Source organism: Mycobacterium asiaticum, from assembly GCF_001673635.1.
Lineage (GTDB): Bacteria > Actinomycetota > Actinomycetes > Mycobacteriales > Mycobacteriaceae > Mycobacterium > Mycobacterium asiaticum_C.
This window is the reverse complement of sequence record NZ_LZMH01000040.1, coordinates 1-24,736: the sequence shown is the minus strand read 5'-3', so window position 1 is coordinate 24,736 and position 24,736 is coordinate 1. Positions and strand designations below refer to the sequence as shown.

Genomic DNA, 24,736 nt, shown 5'->3' with positions numbered 1-24,736 from the left:
TGGTGGCCGGGCCGGGTGACCGGACCGCCAAACAGGTGCTCGAAGCAGGCTCAACCACCGCTTGACATAGCATTGGCTGATGCCAACGAAAACGGATCATGGTGACATCGGTGACGTGGAACCGCTGGCCGACAGCACCGCGAGCCAGGCCAGGCGGGTCGTAGCCGCTTATGCGAACGATGCCGACGAGTGCCGCGTCTTTTTGTCCATGCTCGGTATTGGGCCGGCAAAGCACGAGAGCTGATGGCTTCCGGGGGCGGTCGCACCTCGAAGGCCAAGAGTCCGGGTAAGTCGGCGGGCTACGGCGATTCCGACTTCGTCGTCGTCGCCAATCGGCTGCCGGTCGATCTGGAACGGCTGCCCGACGGCAGCACCACCTGGAAGCGCAGCCCGGGGGGGTTGGTCACGGCCCTGGAGCCGTTGCTGCGCAAACGCCGCGGCGCCTGGATCGGATGGCCGGGCCTGGTCAGCGACGACGTGGAACCAGATCAGGAGCCGATCGTTCAGGACGAGCTGCAACTCCATCCGGTGTGGCTGAGCTCCGAGGACGTCGCGGAGTACTACGAAGGATTTTCCAACGCCACGCTGTGGCCCCTGTACCACGACGTGATCGTCAAGCCGACCTACCACCGCGAATGGTGGGAGCGCTACGTCGACGTCAACCGCCGGTTCGCCGAGGCCACCGCACGGGCGGCCGCCAAGGGCGGCACCGTCTGGGTACAGGACTATCAACTGCAACTCGTGCCGCAGATGCTGCGCAACCTGCGACCCGACCTGACCATCGGGTTCTTCTTGCACATCCCGTTCCCGCCGGTGGAACTGTTCCGGCAGATGCCCTGGCGCAACCAGATCATCGAGGGCCTGCTCGGCGCCGACCTGGTCGGGTTCCATCTGGCCGGCGGCGCGCAGAACTTCCTGGTCCTGGCCCGGCAACTGATCGGAGCCAACACCTCCCGCGGTTCGGTGGGGGTGCGGTCCCGGTTCGGCGAGGTGGAATACGACTCGCGCACCGTACGGGTGGGCGCATTCCCCATCTCCATCGACTCCGGAGCGCTGGACCAAGCCGCCCGCGAACGCGGCATCCGGCGCCGGGCCCGCGAGATCCGCGCCGAGCTGGGTAACCCGCGCAAGATCCTGCTCGGCGTCGACCGCCTCGACTACACCAAGGGCATCGACGTACGACTGAAGGCCCTGGATGAGCTGCTCGCCGAGGACCGGGCCAAACGCGACGACACCGTGCTGATCCAGTTGGCCACGCCCAGCCGGGAGCGGGTGGAGAGTTACCAGATCCTGCGCAATGACATCGAACGTCAGGTCGGCCACATCAACGGCGAGTACGCCGAGGTCGGCCATGCCGTGGTGCACTACCTGCATCGCCCGGTCCCCCGCGACGAGCTGATCGCGTTCTTCGTCGCCAGCGACGTCATGCTGGTGACCCCGCTGCGGGACGGGATGAACCTGGTGGCCAAGGAGTACGTCGCGTGCCGCAGCGATCTCGGCGGCGCCCTGGTGCTGTCCGAATTCACCGGGGCGGCATCGGAATTGCGGCAGGCGTATTTGGTCAACCCGCACGACCTCGAGGGCGTCAAGGACGCGATCGAGGCGGCGCTTAACCAGTCCGACGAGGAGGGGCGGCGCCGCATGCGCGCGATGCGGCGCCAGGTCCTTGCGCACGACGTGGACCGGTGGGCCCGGTCGTTCCTGGAAGCGCTGGCCGAACCGCGTTCCAGCGGAGACGAATAACAGCCACGCCGAGCCATGGTGTTAGTGGCGGTTGGCTGTGATACTGGGCGAGTGAACCTCCGTCGTGGACTGGCCGCCGGCGCCGTCGTCAGCACGGCGATTGCAGTAGGTATGGCGCTGGATTCGGAAAGCCCGGCCTACGCGATCGGCCCGCCGCCCGATGGTACGTACGCCTACCAGCAAGCCGGTGTCTCCGGCGCCAGCTGGACCATCTCGGCGCTGTGCGATCAGCCCAACGGCACCCGCAACATGAACGACTACTCCGATCCGATTGTCTGGGCGATGAACTGCGCGCTGAACGTGGTCAGCACCACGCCGGCGAACAACACCCGCGAAGAGCACCTGCAGAACTTCAGCGCCCGGGCCCGAATGAGCAGCATGCTGTGGACGTTGCAGGTCAGCAAGCCGGAGGGGGTGACCTGTCCGGACGGCAGTTTTGCCCAGACCAGCGAGACCTACGCGTTCAGCGACGAAACCCTCACCGGCACCCACACCACGCTGCACGGCGCGGTGTGCGGATTGCAGCCGGACATGAAGAAGGAACCGTTTTCCTTGGCGCTGGCCGGGGCGCCGCCCAGCCCGGTCGAGCGATACCCGTTGCGGTGCAATGAGATTGCGATCTGCTTCTGAGTTAGATCGGCGTGATGTAGGCGATCAGCCAGTGACCTTCGATGCGCTTGAAGTCGACCCGTAGCCGACTACCGTCGTAGAGCGGCTGGCGGGACTTGTCGGTCACGATGCGGTTCATGTAGACCATCACCGATGCCGAATCGCGTTTGGCGGCCATGACTCCCACGCCCACGACGTTGGCCTGAACCACCACCTCACGCTTCTTGGCCTCGGGAATGATCTGGTCGTTGACGCCCCTCTTGAATTCCTGGCGGTAGTCGGGTGTGAGCAACGGATAGGCGTCGGCGAGGGTGCGCTCGACGGTCTGGAAGTCATAGCCGAAGAACCGGGGGATCTCCTTTTCGGCGAGCTTGGGCAACACCGCCCGGGCCGCCTGCTCGCCCTGGGTTTCCACCCGCTGCCAGTAATACCAGCCACCGAGGGCCGACAGCGTCACCACCAGCGTGACCGCGAAACTCGCGGCGGTGATGAACAACCACCGCAGCCAGCGCATCAGTTGCCTCCATCGGGATATTTCAGGTCATAGCCGGTCATCCGGCCGGACTCGTCCTCGTGGACGATAACCCGCAATCGGTAGGGCATGGAGGGTTTGTTCACGCCGTCGATGTCAGCGACGGTGACGCGCACCGCGACCAGCACCGACGCGTTGTCACTGACCGCGTCGATGCCTTCCAGCGCGGCCCCGTTGATCACCGCCTCCGACGTGGCATTGGTGGAACGGAACAGCCCCTTGAGGTTGTCGACGTTGTTGTTGGCGCTGAGCATGCCGCGAAGCGGGCCGCTGGTCCCGTTGACGAACCGGTTGACCGCCTCGTCGATGGTGTCCGGCGTGTAGCTGAACATGTTGACCACGGTCTGCCGGGCCGCGTCGACGAAGCGCTGCTCCCGGGCCTGCCGCGCCTGCGCGTCGCGGTGCTGCAGCACCAGGACCGTCACGCCCCAGGCCAGCCCGGCGATGGTCAACACCGCAGCCGCCAGCGAGACCCAGCCAACCATCGCGGCGTGGGCTCGGCGTCGCGGCGGCGGGCGCAGGGTCGTCGGCGACTTGCCGGCCTTCTTGGCGGCGGCCTTGGCTTTCGCCTTGGCTTTGGCCTTCGTGCTGGATTTGCCTTTGCCCTTGCCTCTGGTGGCAGATTCGGTATCCGCTGTTGTATCGGCTTTGGTCTCGAGGGTGACGGTCGTTTCCGGGCTGACCGATGCCTCGGCCGCCTCGGCCTCGACTTTCGGCGGGCCCGCCGCACGCGATGCCCGACGGCGGACGCGTTGCGTCGTCGACTGCTGTTCTGCCACTACTGATCCATCGAAGCGTGTGTCGTCAAAGCGCGCTGGTCACAGGGGCTTGGGCGCGAGCATCAAATCCACCCAGTTCTCCGCGCTGGCGGTACCGGCGATACCGGACGCGAAGATACCAGTGCCGCCCGCCGGATCCTGGAACCGGCCGGTCGTGGGGTCATAAGTGGTGTACGCCGGACCGCTGGCCTGGGGTTCCGCACCCGTCCCCAACGGTGGTGGCGGCGGCTCCAGATACCTGGGATACGGGAGCTGCGGCGGCAGCGGCGGATAGTTCGGCGGCATCCAGGACGGGTTGCCCGGCGGCGGCCCGCTGTCGTTGGGTGGCGGCGGGTCGTAGGCCGGTTGGTGCGGCGCCGGGCCGGGACCCGGTGTCACCCCTGGCGGGGGCGGACCGACGACCGGGATGCCCGGATCCGGGTCGGCTCCCGGGGGGATGAACGGGAAGTGGTTGGGCGGCAGGATGTTCAGCCCGTTGGTGACCGGTGTCCCGTAGGGGATCGGCGGCCCGCGCCACGGGTTGGTGCCGATGGGCACATAACCGCGGGGGTCCCGGCACAGCTGCACGGTCGGGGCTCGTTTGCCGGGGAACTCCTGGCATGGGTAGTTGCGCGCGCCGCGCACCGCGCTGGCGTCGTTCTGGGCGGTCTTGCAGTACAGGTCGCGGGGAATCTCGCGCACGGTCTCGTCGGCGGGCGTACGGATCAACGGCGAGGGTATGAAGCCGGTGTTGCACTGCGGCGGGTCGTTCAGGTCGAGCTTGAAGTCCAGCTTGGCGCCCTCATCCTGAGGCTGGCCACCGGCCGCGGTGGTGATCGCGGCGAACAGCGCCGGGAAAACCACCAGCAGCTGTTCGATGGTCTTGTGATAGATCACGCCCACCCGGCCCAGGTTGGCCATGTTCGCCGCCAGCGCCGGGAACGAGGGGCGAATGCCGGAGAACGTGTTGTTGGCCTCGTCGAGTGCACCTGGCGCGGTGGCCAGCGTGTCACGCAAGCGCGGGTCGGCCTGGCGCACCTCGGAGGTGAACCGCGCCAATCCGTCCGAGAGTGACCGGATGTCGGCACCGGCGCGCACCTGGGCCTGTAGGAACGGGCCGGCCTGGTCGATGAGCTGGGAGACCTGCGGATAATTGGCGTTGGCCTCGTCGACCAGCAACCGCGCCGACTCGACCAGCCTGGCCAACTCCGGGCCGGTGCCGTTGGTCGCGACGAACGCCTCGTGCAGCACCTCGCGCAGGCGCGTGTCGCCGAGACTGTTGACGAGTGTCTCGGCCTGCTTGAGCAGGTCGGCGACGTCCTGGCCGATGCGGGTGTTGCTCCGGTCGATCTTGGATCCGTTGCGCAGCTTGCCCGGCGCCGGATTCGTGGGCGGCACCAGGTCGATGTACTGCTCACCGATCGCCGACACGCTCTTGACGGTGGCGGTGACGTTGGACGGAATCGGGGTGCCGCTGTTGAGCCGCATGTCGGCGGTGACACCGTTCGGATTGAGCCCGACCGACTCCACGCGCCCCACCGCCACACCGCGGTAGGTGACGTTGGCGTTCTTGTACAGACCGCCACCGGCGACGAAATCGGCACTGACACCGTAGGTCCCGATGCCGAACGTGGCCGGCAACCGCAGGTAGAAGATCGCCATCACGACCAGGGTGATGACGGTGATCACGGCGAAGATGGCCAGCTGGATCTTGGTGAGTCTGTCGATCATGTTCCCGCCTCTACTGCGCCGCCGTGCCGGGCGGAATCTTGAACGGGTCGGCCGCCTGTCCGGACAGGTTGGCCAGTTCGCCGGTCAGGAAGTCGGGCGGGTTGAGGACTTCGTCCATGTGCATCATGTTCGGGTCCAGCGCATAGGACGTGGTGAAGAAGGTTTCACCGAGGCGGCGCAGGGTCAGGTCGAACGTGGTGAACACGTTGAGGTAGTCGCCGCGCACCGCCTGCTTGATGCCGAAGTTGGGGAACGGGAACGTCAGCATGATCTGCAGCGCGGTGACGAAGTTCTTGCGGCTGTCGTTGAGCGCCTTGATCACCGAATACAAATCTTTGAGGTCGGCGGCCAGGTCGGTCTTGGTCTTGGACAGCACGTTCGAGGTGACCAGCGCCAGCCGGCGTAGCGCCGTGAACGCTTCGACGATGTGGTCCCGGTTCTTGTTCAGCACCCGGATCGCGTCCGGCAAGGTGTCCAGCGCGCGGCCCAGGTTGTCCTTGTCGCGCGCCAGGATTGAGGAGAACCGGTCGAGGCCTTCGACCGCGGTGATGATGTCGTTCACTTGCCGGTTGAGGCCGGACGCCAGCTCGGCCAATCGAGGCATCAGATCACGGAACCGGCCCTGCCGGCCGGCGACGGCCCGATACGTTTCGTCGGTGATCTCTTCCAGCGCGCCGACGTTGCCCTTGTTGACCACCACGCCGAGCGCCGAGAACACTTCCTCGGTGGTCGGGAAACGACCGGTGCGCGACTCCGGGATTCGGGACCCGTCTTTCAGCTTTGCTTTTGACGGCGGTTGGTCGGTCGGTTCGGCCAGTTCGACGTGCAGCGACCCCAGCAGCGAGGTCTGCGCGACCTTGGCGGTGGCGTTCGCGGGCAGATTCACGTTCTTGTCCAGCGCCAGCTTGACCGCGGCGTAGAAGGATCCGTCGGCGCGCTGCTCGGCCGAGATCCCGGACACACTTCCGACGGTGACGTCGTCGACCATGACCGGAGAGTTCTGCGGCAGGGTGGCCACGTCGGGCAGCTCGATGGTGATCGAGTATGCGCCGAAGCCGTGGCCGGCGGTACCGGGCATGTTGAGCGAGTTCAGGCCGCCGAAGGAACAGCCGGCCAGCAGGGTGCTGCTCGCGGCAATCACGGTGCCGCGCAACCAGAGTCGCTTCATCGGCCGGCTCCTTGCTCGGCCGGCAACGGCGCCACCGCCCCGGGCGGGGCCACCGGGCCGGGCGCTGGGCCGGGCGCGGCCGCAGGTGCCGCGGGCGCGGGACCCGGCGCAGGCCCGTATCCCGGCGGCGAACCCGCCGGTCCGGGGCCGGGTCCCGGAGCCGTCGGGACGAACAAACTCTGCAGGTCGGTGGTGTTGCTGCCGGGCGCAGGTGTTCCCGATCCCTTGGCGGGGATCCACGTCAGCTCCGGAACCGGGGTCCGGGCCTTGGCCTCGGTCGCGGGAGTGTCATAGATGATCTGACCCTTATAGGCCGTGATCGTGTTGAGCGGGTGGAACATGATCGGCGGGAAATTTGCGGTGAGCCGGCGCAGGACCGGTCCCAGGCGTTCGCGACAGAGCTCGGCGCGACGGAAGTAGTCCGGCGACGACGGACCACCCTGGGTGTCGAACGAGCCACCACAGATGAACTGGACCGGGTTGGTGAAGTTCGGCAGCGAGAGCAAACCGTTCAGGGTGCCTTGGGCGGGGTCGTAGATGTTGTAGAAGTTGGTGATGCCCGGGCCAGCCACGTGCAGGACCTGCTCGATGTTGTCGCTCTGCTCGCTCAACGTCTGGGTGAAGTCGGTGAGCTGATTGACCGTGTCGATCAGCGTCGAGTTGTTCTCGTGCAGGAATCCCCGGACGTCCGACAAAGCCTGGTTCAGGGTGGCCAGGGTGTTGTCCAGGTTGCGTGAGCTGTCGGCGAGTACCTGCGAGACCGATGCCACGTGGCCGGCGAACTGCACGATCTGCTCGTTGCTCTGCGACAGCGCATCGATCAAAATCTGCAGGTTCTTGACCGTGCCGAAGATGTCGTTGCGGGAATCCCCAAGGCGCCCGGCGACTTGCGAAAGTTCCAGCAGCGCACTGTGGAACGAGTCGCCGTTGCCGTTCAGGGTGTCCGCGGCCTGGTTGATCGCCTGGCCCAAGGGACCCTGCATCTCGCCCGCGGCGGGGCTGAGCTGGACCGACAGCTTCGTCAGGGCTTCCTTGACCTCGTCCCACTCCACCGGCACCGCGGTGCGCGACAGATCGATGCTGGCGCCATCGGACAGGGCGGGACCCTTGGTGTAGGCCGGGGTGAGCTGAATGAACCTGGCGGCCACCAAATTCGGCGACATGATCACGGCCTTGGCGTCCGCGGGGATCTTGACGTCCTCGGAAACGTTCATGGTGATCTTGACGTCGGATGCCCGCGGCTCGATCGATTCGATCTCGCCGACCGGGACACCGAGGATGCGCACCTCGTCACCCGGGTACAGGCCGACCGCGGAGGTGAAGTAGGCGGTGAGCTTGCGGCCGCCGCCACCGGCGGAGAACAGCGTGTACGCACCACCCAGTAACGCCGCCACCAGCGCGATGATGGTGACCGTCCGCAGTCCCTTGCGCCCGAAGCGCTGTTTGGTGGTCATGGCGACTTCGGCCTGATCGTCCAGCGCTCCTGGATCATGCCGCGCAGGTAGTCCGCGAGGCTGTCCGGAAGCTTGCCCGGCTGGAAGACGAAGTCGAACATCATCGCGACCGCCGGCGCCGGAATCGCGCCGTACACGTTGACATTGAAGCCCGGTCCGGAGCTCACGACCTCACCCAGCGTGGTCGCGTAGGTGGGCAGGCGCTTGAGGGCTTCGGTGATGTAGTCGCGGCGCTCGTTGAGGTTCGACAGAACCTGGTTGACTTTCGTCAACGCCGGGCCGAACTCCTTGCGGTTGTCGTTGACGAAACCGGACAGCTGCGCGGACACGTCGTCGATGCCGGCGATCAGCGCACTCAGCGCGGCGCGTCGCTCGTCCAGCGCCGCGAACAACTGGTTGCCGTCGTTGACCAGGCTCCTGACTTGCCCGGCGCGCTGGGAGAGCACGGCCGTCACCGACTTCGCGTGCGCCAGCAGGGTTTGCAGCGCGTCGTCGCGGCTGTTCAGCGTCCGGGACAGGGTCGTCAGACCGTCCAGCGTCCCGCGCAGTCCCGGCGTCGCGTCATGCAGCGTCTCGGTGAGCACCCGCAAGGCCTGCTCGAACTGAGGCTTGTTGAGGTTGTTGGCGTTCTGGCCCAGATCTTCCAGCGCACCGGCCAGGGTGTAGGGAGTGGTGGTGCGGCTCAACGGAATCGACGTCGCATGACCCGATCCGGCGGGACTCACCGAGATCGAACGCTCACCCAGGATGGTGTCGGTGCGGATGGCCGCAAGGGACTGGTCGCCGACGTTGACGTGCCGGTCCACGTCGAACACGATCTTGGCGCTGTCGCCGGCCAGGCTCACCTCGGTCACCTTGCCGACCTTGACGCCGGAGACCAGCACGTTGTTGCCGGGCCTGATGCCGCCCGCGTCACTGAAATACGCCTGGTAGCTGCGGCCCTGCGGCCAGAACGGCAGTTTGGAGTAGCCGAACGCGACGAGCATGACGGATACCACCACGACCAGCCCGATGGTTCCGGTGCGCAGGGGGTCGCGATCCCGTGAGCTACTTGGCAAAGGCGCACCTCCCTTTACTGGGATCGACCGAGCCGCCCAGGCCCAGTCGAATGTCCGAACCGGCCGGCCCGTTGATCTTGATGGTGACCGAACAGAAGTAGATGTTGAAGAACGATCCGTAGGTGCCCAGCGCGGCTAACCGAAGGTAGTCCTCGCCGAGTTGCTCGACGTCGTTGTTGATCTCGGCTTTGCGAGTGTCCAATTCGGTGGCGAACGGCCGGGCGTTTTCCAGCACGCCCTGCAGCGGCCGGCGCGACGTTTGCAGCACCTCGGTCAGGTCGGTCACCGTGGACGACAGCGGTGGAATGGCGCCGGCGATCGGATCGCGATTCTTGGCGAGCCCTTCGATGAGCTGCTGGAGTTGGTCGACGCTGGCCGAGAACTTGGCGCTACGCTCGTCGACGGTGCCCAACACCGTGTTGAGGTTGCTGATCACGTCGCCGATGAGTTGGTCGCGCTTACCCAGCGTCGACGAGAAGGAGCTGGTGTCGGCCAGCACGCTGGCCAGCGCGCCCCCCTGGCCCTGCAACAACTCGATGACGGCGCTGCTGATCGTGTTGATCTTGTCGGCGTCCAGGCCCTTGAGCACGGGTTTGAGGCCGCCGAGCAGCGCGTCCAGGTCGAGTGCGGGCTGGGTGTGCTGGGCGTTGATGGTGCCGCCCTTGGGCAGCTTGCGTAGCTCGCCCGGGCCGGACGTGATCTCCAAAAACCGGTCGCCGACCAGGTTTTCGTAGCGGATCACCGCGCGCGTGGACGAGTACAGCGTGTAGCGGCTGTCGACACCGAACTCGACGTCGACGGTGTTGTCCGGGTTGAGTTTGACGCCGGACACCGCGCCGACCGGCACGCCGGCGATGCGGACCTTCTGGCCCCCCTTGAGCTTGGACGCGTCAATGAAAGTGGCGTGATAGGTGCTCTCGGAGCCGAACCGGAAATCGCCGAAGACCACGACCAGAGCCGCGCTCACCAAAAGCATGACGACGGTGAAGACGCTGACCTTGATCACCATCGACCGGTGCGATGGCATACCGCCGCCGGCCATCAGAAGTCGTCCCGTTCCGCGAAGGCGCCGTGGAACAGGAACTGCAGGGTGGACGGCGCGTCGAACTGCAATTCGGTGTATGGCTCGTACGGGATGAGCGCGTTGTCGGTGACCAGGAACGGGGCGCGGTAGAACGACCCGCCGGTCTGCTTGGTCGGGATGTCGGGCAGGCCACGGCAGTTCGGGCCGCCGGACGCGTTCACGATCGGCAGGCTCTCCGGGTAGGTGTAGGCGGGTGCGCCCAGGACGAAGCTCGACGAGGTGAACAGGCCGGCCTTGCGGACGCCGATCAACGGTGCGAATTCCTTGACGCCGCGGTCGATGCCGGCCAGCAGGCACCCGAACTCCGGCGAGTAGTCCGCGGCCACCTTCAGCGGGGCTCGCAGCCGGTTGATGGTGGCGATCAGGTTCTCCTCGGCCGGCGCCAACGTCTCGTACCCGTTGTTGGCCAACCCGATCGCGGCCAGCAACGTGGTGTTGAGGTTGTTCTGCTGATCCACCACGGTTCGGCTGATGGTGGGCAGGTTGCCGATCACCGTATTGAGGTCGGGCGCGGCGTCGCCGTAGTAGCCCAGGGCGAGCCCGGCCTGGCGGAAGTCCTCCTGCAGCGCGGGCAGCTTCGGGTTGGCTTGGCGGGTAAGGGTGTTGAGCCCCGTCAGGGTCGCGCCCAGGTCGTCGCCGTGGCCGCGCAGACCTTCCGAGAGCGCGCTCAGCGTCCCGTTCAACTCCACCGGGTCCACCTTGTGCAGCACGTTCATCAGCGACTGGAACAGCGTGTTGACTTCCAGCTGAACGGCTTTGGCCTCGACCCGCGCCCCCGGACGCAGCGAGGTCTGCGCCGGCTCCTTGGGCGGGATGAACTCCACCGATTTGGCGCCGAATATCGTATTGCCGCCGATGTGCACCGTCGCGTTCGACGGGATGTAACGCATTTCGCCGCTGTTGATGGCCAGCGTCAGTCGGGCCTGGTCACCGCTGTAGGTGATTTCCTCGACCTTGCCGACCTGGATGCCCCGGAACTTGACTTTGGCGCCCTTCTCCATCACCAACCCGGCCCGCGGTGACGAGACGGTGACGGTTTCGGTCGACGTGAAGGCGGCCGTATAGGACAGGTAGGTCAGTACGGCCGACGCGACGAGCAGACCAGCCAGCACCGCCGCGGCCACCCGGCCCGCAGTGCGTCGTGATCCCGTGTCTGACATCGTCGTTACCCCGAAAGATTGAAGTTGCCGGAGGAGCCGTAGACGGCGAGCGAGATGAACAGCGTGATGACGACCACCACAATCAGCGACGTACGAACCGCCTGACCGACGGCAATGCCGACGCCGACCGATCCGCCACTGGCGTTGTAGCCGTAATAGGTATGGACGAGCATGACGGCGATCGACATCGCGATCGCCTGCGCGAACGACCAGAGCAGGTCGGACGGGATCAGGAAGGTGTTGAAGTAGTGGTCATACAGGCCCGCGGACTGCCCGTTGATGAACACCGTGGTGAACCGGGCGGCGAAGAACGCGGCCAGCACCGAGAGCGAGTAGAGCGGAACGATCGCCACCAAGCCTGCGATCAGCCGCGTCGACACCAGGTAGGACACCGAGTGCACCGCCATGCACTCGACAGCGTCGATCTCCTCGGACACGCGCATGGCGCCCAGTTGGGCGGTGGCGCCGGCGCCGATGGTCGCCGCCAGCGCAATCCCGGCGATGACGGGCGCGACCACGCGGACGTTGAGGAAGGCCGAAAGGAACCCGGTGAGCGCTTCGATGCCGATGTTGCCCAGCGACGAATAGCCCTGCACCGCGATGACCCCACCGGAGGCCAGGGTGAGGAACGCCGCGACGCCGACGGTGCCGCCGATCATGATCAACGCGCCCGCGCCGAGCGTCATCTCGGCAATCAGCCGAATGGTCTCCTTGCGGTACCGGGTGAGGGCGTTGGGGATGTAGCGCACCGTCTCGCCGTAGAACAACGCCTGCTCGCCAAAGTTGTCGACCGGTTCTTGGAACCTCGAGAAGAAGTTGCGCAGGCGAAAGGTGACGTCGTAGCTCATCGCATGCTCACCATCGCTCGTCCGTCGTCATTCGTTACCTCGCCCCTACTTGGCCGAGATTCTGACGCCGATGGCGGTCATCACGACGTTGATCACGAACAGACAGATGAAGGCGTACACGACGGTTTCGTTGACGGCGTTGCCGACGCCCTTGGGTCCGCCTTTGACGGTCAGGCCGCGGTAGCAACCGACCAGGCCGGCCATCACCCCGAACAGCAGGGCTTTGACTTCGGCGAGGATCAATTCCCGCAGCCCGGTCAACACCGTCAGACCGTTGATGAACGACCCCGGGTTGACGCCCTGCAGAAAGACGGAGAAGGCGTAGCCGCCGGACAAACCGATGAGGCAAACCAGCCCGTTGAGCAGCACCGCCACCAGCATCGAGGCCAGGACTCTGGGCACCACCAGTCGCTGGATCGGGTCGATGCCCAACACGCGCATCGCGTCGATTTCCTCGCGAATGGTGCGGGCGCCGAGGTCTGCGCAGATCGCGGTGGCGCCGGCACCGGCAACCACAAGCACGGTGACGATCGGGCCCAACTGGGTGATGGTGCCGAATGCGGTTCCGGCACCGGACAAGTCGGCCGCGCCGATCTCACGAAGCAGGATGTTCAGGGTGAAGGCGACGAGCACCGTGAACGGGATGGAGACGAGCAGGGTCGGAACCAGGGACACCCGCGCGACCATCCACGTCTGGTCGAGAAACTCCCGGAATTGAAAAGGCCGCCGGAAGGCGGCGCGCGCTGTCTCTATTGACATCTCGAAGAACCCGCCGACGCCCCGGGCCGGTACGGCAAGCTTCTGCAACAACCCGGGTCCCCCAATCTGCTGCTCGCGGCGAATCGTTATGCCCTGAACACACCGTTGGTTGACTCGTTGCTTGGTGTGAGCCGGCTCATACTAACTAGAACAAGTTCCGGGTGTCGATGAACCCCGGAATATTTTGCAGCAAATATGCCTAGCTGGTATTTCCTCTCTATCTGTGCTGACCTGGCCGCCGGCCTGCAAGCCTGCGAGCCGGTGGCGCGCCTCTTATGGCGCTTGCGTCAACTCATCACACTGGTGGCGGCGAAATTGCGTTCCGGGTCGCGACCAGCAAAGTAATCCTGCAACGTCGCGCTGAGCTGTCCGGGCTCCCAGGCGGCGGCGTCCGCCTGGAACTGGTGCTCCACCGTCGGGGCGGCCACCAGCGTCACCCGGGGACCGTAGACGATGAACACCTGGCCGTTGACCTCAGCGGCGGCCGGTGACGCCAGGAACTGCACCAGGGTCACCACGTGGTCGGGCGAGAGCGGGTCGATGTCGGCGTCCTCAGGCGCCTCGCCGAACACGTCGGCCGTCATCGCGGTGCGCGCCCGCGGGCAAATCGCGTTGGCGCACACGCCATACCGGCCCAGCGCCCGCGCCGCCGAAAGGGTCAGCGCCGTGATGCCCGCCTTGGCGGCGCCGTAGTTGGCCTGCCCGACCGGCCCGACCAGTCCGGCCTCGGAGGAGGTGTTGATGATGCGGCCGAAGACGCGGCCCTCCGCGCTCTGTTTGGCCTTGCCGCGCCAGTAGGTGGCGGCGTTGCGGGTGAGCAGGAAATGACCACGCAGGTGCACCGCGATCACCTGGTCCCAGTCCTCGTCGCTCATGTTGAACAGCATGCGGTCGCGGGTGATGCCGGCGTTGTTGACCACGATGTCCAGGCCGCCCAGGCCGTCGGCGGTGCTGACCAGTTCATCGGCGGTGGAACGCTGACTGATATCGCCGGCGACCGCTATCGCTTTGGAGCCTGCCGCGCCGATCTCGTCGATGACGTCGGAGGAGTCCAGGCCCGCGGCGATGTCGTTGACGACGACGGTTGCGCCCAACCGGGCGAGCCCGATCGCCTCGGCCCGGCCCAGGCCCGCGGCGGCACCGGTCACCACCGCGACCTTCCCGGACAGATCGGTCGCGTTCGTGCTGCTACTCAATTTATGAATACCTCTAGTCTCGGTTCAGGCGGGGTTAGTCGCTGCGCAACAGCGCGGCGCGTGGGCATTCGGCGATCGATTGCTCCGCCAGATCTTCCTGGTCGGGCGGGATCGGATCGGTCTTCACGACCGCGTAGTCCTCGTCATCGAGGTCGAAGATATCCGGTGCGATTCCCAAGCACACGGCGTTACCTTCGCAACGGTCACGGTCCACTTTCACTCGCACGGCATCCTCCTTGAACCTGGGCTGGGAGTTCGGAAACACGCCTTGCCAACTCGATGTCCAACTCGATCAGTATGTAGCAACACACTAGGGCTCCGGTACGTCTGAGGATAGGGTCGCTGGATTCCAAGACTAGAACGTGTTACAACCGGGGAGACGAATGGGTGGCCGCCGCGTGCGAAGCGGCCCTTGGTTACCAGCACGATCGCTTGATCGGAGGCGGCAGCAATGCGCATCAGTTACACCCCTGACCAGGAGGAGCTGCGGCGCGAACTGCGTTCGTACTTCGACAAGCTGATGACCCCCGAGCGTCGCGAGGCGCTGAGCTCGGTCCAGGGTGAATACGGCACCGGAAACGTCTACCGGGAGACCGTTGCGCAGATGGGCAAGGACGGGTGGCTCACCCTGAATTGGCCCAAGGAGTACGGCGGCCAGGACCGGAGTCCGATGGACTCGCTGATCTTCACCGACGAGGCCGCTTTGGCCGGCGCCCCGGTGCCGTTCCTGACCATCAACAGCGTGGCACCGACGATCATGGCGTTCGGCACCGAAGAGCACAAGAAGTTCTTCCTGCCCAAGATCGCCGCCGGAGACCTGCACTTCTCGATCGGCTATTCCGAGCCGGGCGCCGGCACCGACCTGGCCAATCTGCGCACGACCGCAGTCCGCGACGGCGACGAGTACGTGATCAACGGCCAGAAGATGTGGACCAGTCTGATCGCCTACGCCGATTACGTCTGGTTGGCGGTGCGCACCAACCCCGAGGCCAAGAAACACCGTGGCATCTCGATGCTGATCGTGCCGACCACCGCCGAGGGTTTCTCCTGGACGCCGGTGCACACCATGGCCGGACCCGACACCAGTGCCACCTACTACACCGACGTGCGGGTACCGGTGACGAACCTGGTCGGTGAGGAGAACGCCGGCTGGAAGCTGGTGACCAATCAGCTCAACCACGAGCGGGTCGCCCTGGTCTCCTCGGCGCCGATCTTCTTGGCACTGCGTGAGGTGCGCGAATGGGCACAGAACACCAAGGACTTCGGCGGCGCACGCGTCATCGACTCGGAGTGGGTGCAGATCAACCTGGCGCGCGTGCACGCCAAGGCCGAAGTGCTCAAGCTGATCAACTGGGAACTGTCGTCCTCGCAGAGCGAATCCCTGTCGCCGGCCGACGCCTCGGCCGCCAAGGTGTACGGGACCGAGTTGGCCACCGAGGCCTACCGGCTGCTGATGGAGGTGCTGGGCACGGGCGCCACCTTGCGCCAGGACTCCCCCGGCGCCCTGCTGCGCGGCCGGGTGGAACGGATGCACCGGGCGTGCCTGATCCTGACCTTCGGCGGGGGCACCAACGAAGTCCAGCGCGACATCATCGGCATGGTCGCGCTGGGCCTGCCGCGAGCCAGCCGCTGATCTCCCTGTAAAGGACGGACATTCATGGATTTCTCGACAACAGAAGCGGCCCAGGACCTTGGGGGCCTGGTCGACACCATCGTCGACTCCGTTTGCACGCCCGAGCATCAGCGCGAGCTGGACAAGCTCGAGCAGCGGTTCGACCGGGACTTGTGGCGCAAGCTCATCGACAGCGACATCCTGACCAGTGCGTCCGCCACCCAGGTGGGCGGCGACGGTTTCGGCGTCCTGGAGCAGGTCGCGATCCTGGTGGCGCTCGGCCACCAACTGGCGGCGGTGCCGTACCTGGAGTCGGTGGTGCTGGGCGCGGGGGCGCTGGCCCGATTCGGCTCCGAGGAGCTGCGGCAGGGCTGGGGCGCGCCGGCGGTGCAGGGTGAGAAGATCCTGACCGCCGCGCTCGACGACGAGATGGGCGAGGGTCCGGTGCAGGCCGCCGCGGAATCCGGCGGGCACCGGTTGACCGGCAGCCGCACCCAGGTTTCCTTCGGCCCGGTGGCGGACGCTTTCCTGGTGCCCGCCGAAACCGCTTCCGGCACGGCTGTTTTCCTGGTCGCCGCGGACGACCCGGGGGTGACGGTGACGCCGCTGCAGACCACCGGCCTGCGCAGCGTCGGGCATCTGGCGCTGGACGGCGTCGTGGTGGACTCCGCCCGTCAGGTCGGCGGCGCCGATGTGCTCGTCTGGCTGCGGACGATTTCCACCCTGGGCCGCAGCGCCTATCAGTTGGGTGTGCTGGAGCGCGGCCTGCATATGACCGCCGAATACGCCCGCACCCGTGAGCAATTCGACCGTCCGATCGGCAGCTTCCAGGCGGTCGGTCAGCGGATGGCCGACGGCTACATCGATGTCAAGGGGCTGCGGTTGACGCTGACGCAGGCCGCCTGGAAGGTCGCCGAGGACATTCCCGCCGAGATCGATGTTGCCTCAGCGGCATTTTGGGCCGCCGATGCCGGGCATCGGGTGGCGCACACCATCGTGCACGTGCATGGCGGCGTGGGTGTGGACACCGATCATCCGGTGCACCGCTACTTCCTGGCCGCTAAGGAGACCGAGTTCGCGCTGGGTGGCGCCACCGGGCAGTTGCGGCAGATCGGTCGTGAGCTTGCCGAGACGCCCGCCTGATCCGGTCTGCCTTGCGCCGAGCTTGAAGCTGGCCTCACGATCGAGACCGAATGTGAAACTAGCTTCCCGTTCGCGAGACCGAACGGGGGCGACGTGAGTTCATGAGCCCTGATCCAACGGTCACCGACCTGCTGGTGCCACTGGCCGAAATCGACGATCGCGGCGTCTATTTCGAGGACTCGTTCACCAGCTGGCGTGATCACCTGCGGCACGGTGCGGCGATTGCCGCGGCGTTGCGGGCCCGGCTCGACCCGGCGCGGCCACCGCACGTCGGGGTGCTGCTGCAGAACACCCCGTTCTTCTCGGCGATGCTGGTGGCCGCCGGGATGTCGGGCATCATCCCGGTCGGGCTGAATCCCGTGCGGCGTGGCGCGGCGCTGGAACGCGACATCAAGCACGCCGATTGCCAACTGGTGCTGGCCGACTCCGAATCGGCGGCGACGCTGGATGGTATCGATTACGTCGATGTCGACTCCGTCGCGTGGGCGAATGAGGTTGCCGCTCATGCAGATTGTCCGCTTACTTTCCAATCCGCCTCGGCTGCAGACCTTTTCATGCTCATCTTTACTTCGGGAACCAGCGGTGAGCCGAAAGCGGTGAAGTGCAGCCACGGCAAGGTGGCGATCGCGGGTGTGACGATGTCGGGGCGCTTCGGGTTGGGACCCGAGGACGTCTGCTACGTGTCGATGCCGCTGTTCCACTCCAACGCGGTGCTGGTGGGCTGGGCGGTGGCGGCCGCGTGCGGGGGCTCGTTGGCATTGCGGCGCAAATTCTCCGCGTCCGGTTTCTTGCCTGATGTGCGCCGGTACGGCGCCACCTACGCCAATTACGTCGGCAAGCCCCTGTCGTATGTGCTCGCCACACCCGAGCAACCGGATGACGCCGACAACCCGCTGCGCGCGGTATACGGCAACGAAGGCGTGCCGGCCGACATCGAACGGTTCGGGCGCAGGTTCGGTTGCGTCGTGCAGGACGGGTTCGGCTCCACCGAAGGTGGCGTGGCGATCGCCCGCACCCCCGACACCCCGGCGGGATCGCTCGGCCCGCTGCCGGAAGGAATCCAGATCGTCGACCCCGACACCGCTACGCCGTGTCCGGCCGGTGTGGTCGGTGAATTGGTGAATAGCACCGGTCCGGGGCGCTTCGAGGGGTATTACAACGACGAGGCGGCCGAGGCCGAGCGGATGGCCGGCGGCATTTATCACAGCGGCGACCTCGCCTACCGGGACGATGCGGGGTACGTCTACTTCGCCGGCCGGCTCGGCGACTGGATGCGGGTCGACGGCGAAAACCTGGGCACCGCCCCGATCGAGCGGGTACTGATGCGCTATCCCGACGTGCAGGAGGTTGCGGTGTATCCGGTGCCGGATCCGGTTGTCGGTGACCAGGTGATGGCAGCCTTGGTGATGGCGCCCGGTGGGGAATTCGACGAGTCGAAGTTCCAGGCCTTCTTGGCCGAGCAGCCCGACCTGGGGCCCAAGCAGTGGCCCTCCTATGTTCGGGTCAGCGCGGGACTGCCCGGGACGGTGACGTTCAAGGTGCTCAAGCGTCAGCTTTCGGCCGAGGGGGTCGACTGCGCGGACCCGGTGTTCCGGATCCGCCGGTGAGCAACGAAATTACTCCGAGCTTCGAGGAACTTGCCGCGACGACTCCTGCGCGGGTCGGGGTCGCGTTGGCGAACGGCACCTCAGTGCGTTCGTTCGGCTGGTGGTCCACCGGGGTGGCGTGGTCGACGATCAAAGTGCCGCTGGCCATTGCGGCTTTGCGCGATCATCCGTCGGCCGCAGAACCGTTGGTCGCCAAGACGATAACGGAATCCGACAACCCCGCCTCCGAACAGCTGTGGTCCCTTCTTGGGGAACCCGCGCAGGCCGCACGGCGGGTTCAGGCGGTGCTTGCCGAGTGCGGGGATCCGGGCACGGTGGTGGAGTCCCGGCGGCTGCGGGCGCCGTACACCGCGTTCGGACAGACCCGGTGGTCCCTGGAGCGGCAGGCGAGGTTCGCTGCCGGGCTGGATGATGCTTTCGTGCTCGATTTGATGCGCAGCCTGGTGCCTCGGCAGCGCTGGGGGTTGGCCGCCGAAGGTGTTACGGCCAAAGGTGGTTGGGGGCCCGGCGTCGAGAACGGCTACCTGGTGCGCCAGTTCGGCGTCATTGTGCCGGGACAGCTCGGCGCGGCATTGGCGGCCGACGCGGCGACGTTCGAAGACGGTGTAGCTGCGCTCGGCCGGCTGACGGAATGGCTTTTCAGCCGGCTGGGTGACCTAACCGAGCAGTGACGGCACCACCGCGTCGATCAGATGCGGGCCGGGCTCTGCTCCGGCGTCGCGTAACGCGTCGGCGAGCTCCTCGGCGGTGGTGACCCGGCGCGCGGGCACCCCCATGCCTTCGGCGATCTTGACGAAATCCATGGACGGCCGGGAGATATCAAGCAGATCCAGCGCCTTGGGACCGGGTGCGGACCCGGCGCCGACCCGTTGCAGCTCGAGCCGCAGAATGTCGTAGGCGCCGTTGTTGTAGATGACGGTGGTGACGTCAAGATTCTCCCTGGCCTGCGTCCACAAGCCCGAGATCGTGTACATGGCCGACCCGTCGGATTCCAGGCAGAGCACTGGGCGGTCAGGCGCGGCGACCGCGGCGCCCACCGCTGTCGGGATCCCGTAGCCGATCGCTCCCCCCGTGAGGGTCAACCAGTCGTGCGCCGGCGCGCCGGCAGTCGCCTGAGCCAGCAACACTCCCGAGGTGTTGGACTCGTCGACCACGATGGCCCGCTCCGGCAGCAACGCGCCGATCACGTCGGCGGCCGAGGCGGACGTCAGCTGGCCCGACGGCAGTTGCGGTCGAGACGCCGGCGCCGGCGGGGCCGTCGTTCCGGGCGCCAACTCCTCGGCCAGCGCGGCCAAAGCCACACCGGCGCCGGTGGCTTCGGCCAGCACATGCACTTCACAACCGGCAGGCACCAGATCGCTGGGCATGCCCGGGTAGGCGAAAAACGACACCGGCGACTTCGCGCCGGCCAACACCAGATGTTTGGCGCCGTCCAATTGAGCCGCGGCAGCTTCGGCGAAGTAGCCGAGCCGCTCGACGGCCGGCACTCCGGCGCCGCGCTCGAGGCGGGTGGGGAATGTCTCGCACAACAGCCGGGCACCGGTCGCCTCAGCGATGCGTGCGGCGGCCGCCAGCCCTGCCCCGCGGGTGGCGTCACCCCCGATAAGGATGATGGTCGGTTCGCCCGAACGCAGCACCTTGGCTACGGAACCGTCGTCCGTGGCTCCCCCCGACCAGGTCGACGAGGCAGGCTTGACGGGTTCGGCGCCGTCGGACCACGAGGCGTCCGCGGGCAGGATCAGCGTGGCGACCTGCGCACCGGACCGGCTGGCCGCGATCGCCTCGGCCGTGTCGGTCGCGACGTCGGCGGCGGCGGTGCTGCGCCGGACCCAGCCCGAGACGGTCCCGGCGAGGGCATCGATGTCGGATTCCAGTGGGGCATCGTACTTTTTGTGATACGTGGCGTGGTCGCCGACGACGACGACCATCGGCACCCGGGCGCGCCGGGCGTTGTGCAGGTTCGCCAGGCCGTTGCCCAGGCCCGGTCCCAGATGCAGCAGCACGGCCGCCGGCCGGTCGGCGATGCGGGCGTAGCCGTCGGCGGCGCCGGTGGCCACGCCCTCGAAAAGGGTTAGTACGCCGCGCATTTTCTCGACGCTGTCCAGCGCGGCGACAAAATGCATCTCCGAGGTTCCCGGGTTGGCGAAGCACACGTCGACGCCGCCGTCGACCAAGGTGTTGATCAGGGCCTGGGCACCGTTCACGTGACTACCTTTCGTCGCAGCTGGAAAACCCGCTCGGCATTGTCGTGCAGGAAGTCTCGACGAGCCTCGTCGGTGAGCCCGAGTTCGTCAAGAGCCGCCAGGGCGTGGCTGTGGCTGATCATGGGATAGTTGGTGCCGAACAGCACTTTGCGTTGTCCGGTACCGGTTTTCATGAAACTTACGAGTTCATGTGGCAGGCGCTTAATCGTGTACGCCGATGTGTCGATGTAGACATTCGGATGCTTGCGAGCAACCGCAACCATCTCTTCAGTCCACGGGTAGCCGACGTGCCCGCACACGATGACCAACTCCGGAAAGTCGAGGGCCACCTGGTCGATGTAGGGAATCGGGCGTCCGGTTTCCGACGGCATCAGCGGCCCGGTGTGGCCCACCTGCGTGCAGAACGGCACTCCGGACTCCACACATTGCGCGAACAAAGGGTAGTAGCGGCGGTCGGTGGGCGGCGCGTTCCACAGCCAGGGCACTACCCGCAGGCCGACGAACCCATCGTCGACGCGGCGCCCGAGCTCGCGGATGGCGTCCATCGGGCGGTCCAGGTCAACGGCGGCCAGACCGGCGAACCTGTTCGGGTGCAACCGGATCCAGCTTTGCACCTCGTCGTTCGAGACGAGGTCTTGACCATGCGGTCCCCGCCAGGCACTGAGGAGTCCGAACTCGACGTTGGCGGCGTCCATGGCTTGAATCGTCGTCTCGATCGGGATGTCGGTATCCGGAATGGACCCACCGGTCCAGCGTCGCAGCGAGGCCAACATGTCACTGCGCAGGAACCGCTGTGTCGGATGCTGCATCCACACATCGATCGCCATCGAGGTTCGAGGTTAGCGCGAGGCTTCCGCGGCTGCGCGTGCGGCGGCGTGCGTCCTGGCCGAGTAACTCGAGCCGAATAGCACCACGTGCGCCAGCAGGGGGAAGAGCTGGTGTAGCCCGATCCGGTGGCGCCAGCCGTGCGTCAGCCGATGAACCTGTTGATAGCCGGCCAGGATCTCGTTGTAGTGCGGGCACCCAAACAGTGTCAGCATGGCCAGGTCGGTTTCACGGTGACCGGCGTGGGCCGCCGGGTCGATCAGCACCGCTCCGTCGTGCGTCCACATCACGTTGCCGCTCCACAGGTCTCCATGCAGGCGAGCCGGCGGGTCGTCGTCGTCGAAGTCGCCAGCTCGGCACCGCACCACCACCGAATCGATCAGCTGGCGGGTCATGGGCTCGAGGCGCGGCGCTGCGAGCTGAGCCATCGGAATCAATCGTTCCTCGGCATAGAACTCACCCCAACGTGGGTGCCGTCGCAGCGACATCGGCAGCGGCTGGGACAACGGTCCGAAGAAGCCGGGCCCGTCCCACGCATCGGGCCCGGCGCCGAATGCGGGCGCACCAGCGTCGTGGGTGACGGCCAGGTGACTGCCGAAATCCCGCGCCGCCTCAGGCGTCGGCGGAACCGAGGCGAGCCGGCGCAGCGTGAGGCTGCTCTGTTCGACTGAGACGATCTGTGCACATGGCACTCCCCCGGCAGCGCCGGAAAGCCAGCGCAACCCCGCGGCCTCCCACGCGAAGTAGCCGGCGGGCACGCCTGGGTGCCGTTTGACGAAGTCAGTCACATCGGTCCGGTGATCGGCACATGGGGATGGACTCTAGACGGCGTCGTGGACCGTCTCGATATTTGCCAGGCGGGGTGCGCGTCGGCCGGATTTCGGCCGGGCGCTGCGGATCAGCCGCGGCTCTCGAGCGACAACCGGCACACGGCGAAAGACGTACTTACTCGGCTAGCGGACTTGCCTTACCCGTAAAGAGCTAACTGATCAGTAGCCATCTAGCCCGGAGTCACGCAGATCGTCTTTGGGACTGCCTTCATGAGACCTGTCGAGGCGGTATAGGGGCGCGGATCACACTAATAGTTTTTGATTTGCCGAAACTGGCGACATGGAGATGGTTTTTTACTAACATCTGCGTAAGCGATCCCGGCGTGGAGCGAAAAATGTGAACTTTGACCCTCCTGCTGGGAGCTTCGTTTAATGTCCTTCGTTTCGGTCTCGGCTGACAGTGTCGCGGCGGCCGCCGCTGACCTGGCCAGACTTGGATCGTCGGTCAGCACGGCGAACGCTGCCGCCGCAGCCTCGACCAGCCAGGTGTTGGCAGCTGCGACCGACGAAGTCTCGCTTCGCATCGCGGCCCTATTCGGCGGGCATGGCCGGGAATACCAAGCCATCAGCGCGCAGGTTGCGCAGTTCCACGATCAGTTCGTGCAAAACTTGCGCGCCGGGGCTGGCTCATACCTGTGGACCGAGGCCGAAAACGCGCATCAGGCTTTGCTGAACGCGATCAATTCGCCCGTGCAATCACTGCTGGGCCGTCCGCTGATCGGTGACGGTGCCAATGCGACAACCCCGGGCGGTGCCGGCGGAGACGGCGGGATCCTTTTTGGTAACGGCGGCAGTGGTGCCGCTGGAGCGGTCGGCCAGGCCGGTGGCGCCGGTGGATCGGCCGGCCTGATCGGTGGTGGCGGTACGGGCGGCACCGGCGGGCTCGGCGCCAGCGGTGGTGCCGGGGGTAGCGGTGGGTGGCTACTCGGAGTTGGCGGACAGGGTGGTGCCGGCGGCATCGGCGGCGGCACCGGCGGTGTTGGTGGCAACGGCGGGTTCCTGTGGGGCGGCGGGGGCAATGGTGGTGCCGGCGGGATCGGCGGCGGCACCGGTGGCGCGGGCGGCCGCGGCGAATGGCTATTCGGCGCGGCGGGTGACGGTGGCGCCGGCGGCGCCGGTGGAGGAACCGGCGGCGCGGGCGGCGACGGCGGGTTCCTGTGGGGCGGCGGCGGCAATGGTGGTGCCGGCGGCATCGGCGGCGGCACCGGTGGCGCCGGTGGTCGCGCCGAGCTGTTGTTCGGTACCGGTGGCGCCGGTGGGGGGGGTGGCGCTGGCCTGGATGGTGGTACTGGCGGCAACGGCACCGCCGGTGGAGCAGGCGGTGCCGGGGGCGCCGGTTGGCTCCTCAGCGGCGGCGGCGCCGGCGGTGCAGGTGGGGCCGGCGGCGCGGGCGGGATAGGTAGCGACGGCGGTGCGCTCGGTGGCACCGGCGGTATGGGCGGCGCCGGGGGTGCCGGTGGCGTCGGTGGTCACGGCGCGCTGTTCCTCGGGCGCGGAGGACACGGTGGCATTGGCGGCGCCGGTGGCCTCGGCGGCATCGGCGGTAGCGGCGCCCACGGCGACTTGGCTGGTTTGGGCGGTGTCGGTGGCGGCGGCGGGACCGGCGGCGTCGGGGGTATCGCTGGCCAAGGTGGAGCCGCCGGTGCGGCGGGACTCTTGAGTTGCGGCGGTGCAGCGGGCGGTGCCGGCGCCAACGGCACGGGCGGCGCGGGCGGTGCCGGCGGTGCGGGCTCCGCAGGTACCAATGCTGCGGCTAATTCTGGCGCCGTCGGCGGAACCGGTTTCGCAGGCGGTGCGGGCGGTGCCGGCGGTGCTGGCGGTGGAAGCGGTGCCAGTCAAGGCGTCGGCGGCGTTGGCGGTGGGGGTGGGATCGGCGGGGCCGGCGGCGCAGGTGGATCGGGGCTTACTGGCCTCAACAACGGCGCAGGCGGTGCCGGCGGAATCGGCGGAACCGGCGGCGACGCCGGATTGGGCGGCACCGGCAGTATTCACGGCGCTACGGGGGCGGCCGGTTCCGGCGGTACCGGTGGCACGGGCGGCGGTGGTGCGGCCGGGGCCGCCGCTACAACATACGGGGGCGCGGGCAGCCAAGGCGGTACCGGCGGCGCAGGTGGTACCGGCGGGGCAGCCGGCAATGCCAACGGTGGTACCGCAGGCACTCAGGGCGCGGGCGGCGCGGGCGGCACCGGCGGGCTGGGCGGCGCGGGCGGCACCGGCGTCACCGGTGCGGCGGCATCGACATTCGGTGAGGCCGGCGGTGTGGGCGGTACCGGCGGCACCGGCGGGGCAGGCGGTCTCGGCGGTGCTGGCGGGACGGGTTCCAGCGCAGGCGCGGCCGGGGGTCAGGTCGACGACCGCCGAACCGACGGCGGTGCGGGCATCAGACCGCCCACCGATGGGGATGCTGGCCAGTTG

The 24,736-nt window shown here is 67.0% G+C and carries 23 protein-coding genes; 8 read left to right on the top strand and 15 right to left on the bottom strand.

All coding sequences use genetic code 11. From position 1 onward, the window contains the following. The first annotated feature begins 79 nt into the window (after window positions 1–79). Genes A5645_RS27725 through A5645_RS11625 form a run of 3 tightly spaced genes read left to right on the top strand, consistent with a single transcriptional unit; the run spans window position 80 to window position 2,373 of the window. The gene (locus A5645_RS27725; RefSeq protein ID WP_099051228.1) at window positions 80–244 is read left to right on the top strand and encodes a hypothetical protein; all 165 of its coding nucleotides are present in this window, start codon (window positions 80–82) and stop codon (window positions 242–244) included. Further along, on the top strand, window positions 244–1,743 hold the full coding sequence (locus A5645_RS11630) for an alpha,alpha-trehalose-phosphate synthase (UDP-forming) (protein WP_065129589.1): 1,500 nt from the start codon (window positions 244–246) through the stop codon (window positions 1,741–1,743). The genes A5645_RS27725 and A5645_RS11630 overlap by 1 nt, the downstream gene beginning before the upstream one ends. Window positions 1,744–1,794: 51 nt before the next feature. Further along, the gene (locus tag A5645_RS11625) at window positions 1,795–2,373 is read left to right on the top strand and encodes a hypothetical protein (RefSeq protein ID WP_065038463.1); all 579 of its coding nucleotides are present in this window, start codon (window positions 1,795–1,797) and stop codon (window positions 2,371–2,373) included. 1 nt (window position 2,374) lies between these two features. Here A5645_RS11625 and A5645_RS11620 read toward each other — a convergent pair whose 3' ends face one another. The 12 genes from A5645_RS11620 to A5645_RS11565 form a co-directional block, all read right to left on the bottom strand. Continuing rightward, window positions 2,375–2,866 carry a mammalian cell entry protein gene (locus tag A5645_RS11620; protein WP_065038464.1) on the bottom strand — a complete coding sequence of 164 codons (492 nt, stop codon included), beginning with the start codon at window positions 2,864–2,866 and terminating at the stop codon, window positions 2,375–2,377. After that, window positions 2,866–3,663: an Rv1363c family protein gene (locus A5645_RS11615; RefSeq protein ID WP_065038465.1), complete on the bottom strand. Its 798-nt coding sequence runs from the start codon at window positions 3,661–3,663 to the stop codon at window positions 2,866–2,868. The genes A5645_RS11620 and A5645_RS11615 overlap by 1 nt, the downstream gene beginning before the upstream one ends. Before the next feature lie 39 nt (window positions 3,664–3,702). Next, window positions 3,703–5,373 carry a virulence factor Mce family protein gene (locus A5645_RS11610; protein ID WP_065038466.1) on the bottom strand — a complete coding sequence of 557 codons (1,671 nt, stop codon included), beginning with the start codon at window positions 5,371–5,373 and terminating at the stop codon, window positions 3,703–3,705. A 10-nt stretch (window positions 5,374–5,383) separates the two neighbouring features. Continuing rightward, complete coding sequence (locus A5645_RS11605) at window positions 5,384–6,541, bottom strand: MCE family protein (RefSeq protein WP_065038467.1); 1,158 nt, start codon at window positions 6,539–6,541, stop codon at window positions 5,384–5,386. Beyond that, entirely contained in the window at window positions 6,538–7,995 is a 1,458-nt protein-coding gene (locus A5645_RS11600; RefSeq protein WP_065038468.1) for a virulence factor Mce family protein, read from the bottom strand. The genes A5645_RS11605 and A5645_RS11600 overlap by 4 nt, the downstream gene beginning before the upstream one ends. Beyond that, a complete protein-coding gene (locus tag A5645_RS11595; protein ID WP_155767967.1) occupies window positions 7,992–9,053 on the bottom strand; it encodes an MCE family protein in 1,062 nt (353 codons plus the stop codon). Before A5645_RS11595 ends, A5645_RS11600 begins: the two co-directional genes overlap by 4 nt. Next, the gene (locus tag A5645_RS11590) at window positions 9,043–10,095 is read right to left on the bottom strand and encodes an MCE family protein (protein WP_065038469.1); all 1,053 of its coding nucleotides are present in this window, start codon (window positions 10,093–10,095) and stop codon (window positions 9,043–9,045) included. Before A5645_RS11590 ends, A5645_RS11595 begins: the two co-directional genes overlap by 11 nt. After that, on the bottom strand, window positions 10,095–11,297 hold the full coding sequence (locus A5645_RS11585; RefSeq protein ID WP_065129588.1) for a virulence factor Mce family protein: 1,203 nt from the start codon (window positions 11,295–11,297) through the stop codon (window positions 10,095–10,097). Before A5645_RS11585 ends, A5645_RS11590 begins: the two co-directional genes overlap by 1 nt. A gap of 5 nt (window positions 11,298–11,302) precedes the next feature. Next, window positions 11,303–12,145: an MlaE family ABC transporter permease gene (locus A5645_RS11580; RefSeq protein WP_065038471.1), complete on the bottom strand. Its 843-nt coding sequence runs from the start codon at window positions 12,143–12,145 to the stop codon at window positions 11,303–11,305. A 45-nt stretch (window positions 12,146–12,190) separates the two neighbouring features. Further along, window positions 12,191–12,955 (bottom strand): MlaE family ABC transporter permease, encoded by a 765-nt coding sequence (locus A5645_RS11575; protein ID WP_065038472.1) that lies wholly within the window; start codon window positions 12,953–12,955, stop codon window positions 12,191–12,193. 236 nt (window positions 12,956–13,191) lie between these two features. Continuing rightward, a complete protein-coding gene (locus A5645_RS11570) occupies window positions 13,192–14,100 on the bottom strand; it encodes a 3-oxoacyl-ACP reductase (RefSeq protein WP_065129587.1) in 909 nt (302 codons plus the stop codon). 34 nt (window positions 14,101–14,134) lie between these two features. Continuing rightward, on the bottom strand, window positions 14,135–14,326 hold the full coding sequence (locus A5645_RS11565; RefSeq protein ID WP_065038486.1) for a ferredoxin: 192 nt from the start codon (window positions 14,324–14,326) through the stop codon (window positions 14,135–14,137). A gap of 225 nt (window positions 14,327–14,551) precedes the next feature. Between A5645_RS11565 and A5645_RS11560 the strand changes: the two genes are divergently transcribed. The 4 genes from A5645_RS11560 to A5645_RS11545 all read left to right on the top strand — a co-directional run bounded on the left by A5645_RS11560 (window position 14,552) and on the right by A5645_RS11545 (window position 19,133). Then, a complete protein-coding gene (locus A5645_RS11560; protein ID WP_065129586.1) occupies window positions 14,552–15,733 on the top strand; it encodes an acyl-CoA dehydrogenase in 1,182 nt (393 codons plus the stop codon). A 24-nt stretch (window positions 15,734–15,757) separates the two neighbouring features. Continuing rightward, window positions 15,758–16,855: an acyl-CoA dehydrogenase family protein gene (locus A5645_RS11555; RefSeq protein WP_065129585.1), complete on the top strand. Its 1,098-nt coding sequence runs from the start codon at window positions 15,758–15,760 to the stop codon at window positions 16,853–16,855. 101 nt (window positions 16,856–16,956) lie between these two features. Beyond that, entirely contained in the window at window positions 16,957–18,462 is a 1,506-nt protein-coding gene (fadD17, locus tag A5645_RS11550) for a long-chain-fatty-acid--CoA ligase FadD17 (protein WP_065129584.1), read from the top strand. Then, window positions 18,459–19,133 carry a serine hydrolase gene (locus A5645_RS11545; protein WP_065129583.1) on the top strand — a complete coding sequence of 225 codons (675 nt, stop codon included), beginning with the start codon at window positions 18,459–18,461 and terminating at the stop codon, window positions 19,131–19,133. Before fadD17 ends, A5645_RS11545 begins: the two co-directional genes overlap by 4 nt. On the opposite strand, the gene A5645_RS11540 is transcribed toward A5645_RS11545, so the two are convergent. From A5645_RS11540 to A5645_RS11530, 3 genes are read right to left on the bottom strand one after another with little or no spacing between them, the layout of a single operon-like run. Continuing rightward, the gene (locus tag A5645_RS11540) at window positions 19,119–20,666 is read right to left on the bottom strand and encodes an acetolactate synthase large subunit (protein ID WP_065038478.1); all 1,548 of its coding nucleotides are present in this window, start codon (window positions 20,664–20,666) and stop codon (window positions 19,119–19,121) included. The two genes, A5645_RS11545 and A5645_RS11540, sit on opposite strands and share 15 nt — an antisense overlap. Further along, on the bottom strand, window positions 20,663–21,493 hold the full coding sequence (locus A5645_RS11535) for an amidohydrolase family protein (RefSeq protein WP_065129582.1): 831 nt from the start codon (window positions 21,491–21,493) through the stop codon (window positions 20,663–20,665). Before A5645_RS11535 ends, A5645_RS11540 begins: the two co-directional genes overlap by 4 nt. Window positions 21,494–21,505: 12 nt before the next feature. Beyond that, entirely contained in the window at window positions 21,506–22,279 is a 774-nt protein-coding gene (locus tag A5645_RS11530; RefSeq protein ID WP_065129581.1) for a fructosamine kinase family protein, read from the bottom strand. A gap of 414 nt (window positions 22,280–22,693) precedes the next feature. Between A5645_RS11530 and A5645_RS11525 the strand changes: the two genes are divergently transcribed. Further along, window positions 22,694–24,736: PE family protein (locus A5645_RS11525; protein ID WP_155767966.1), on the top strand; the 2,043-nt coding region annotated here is incomplete at its 3' end.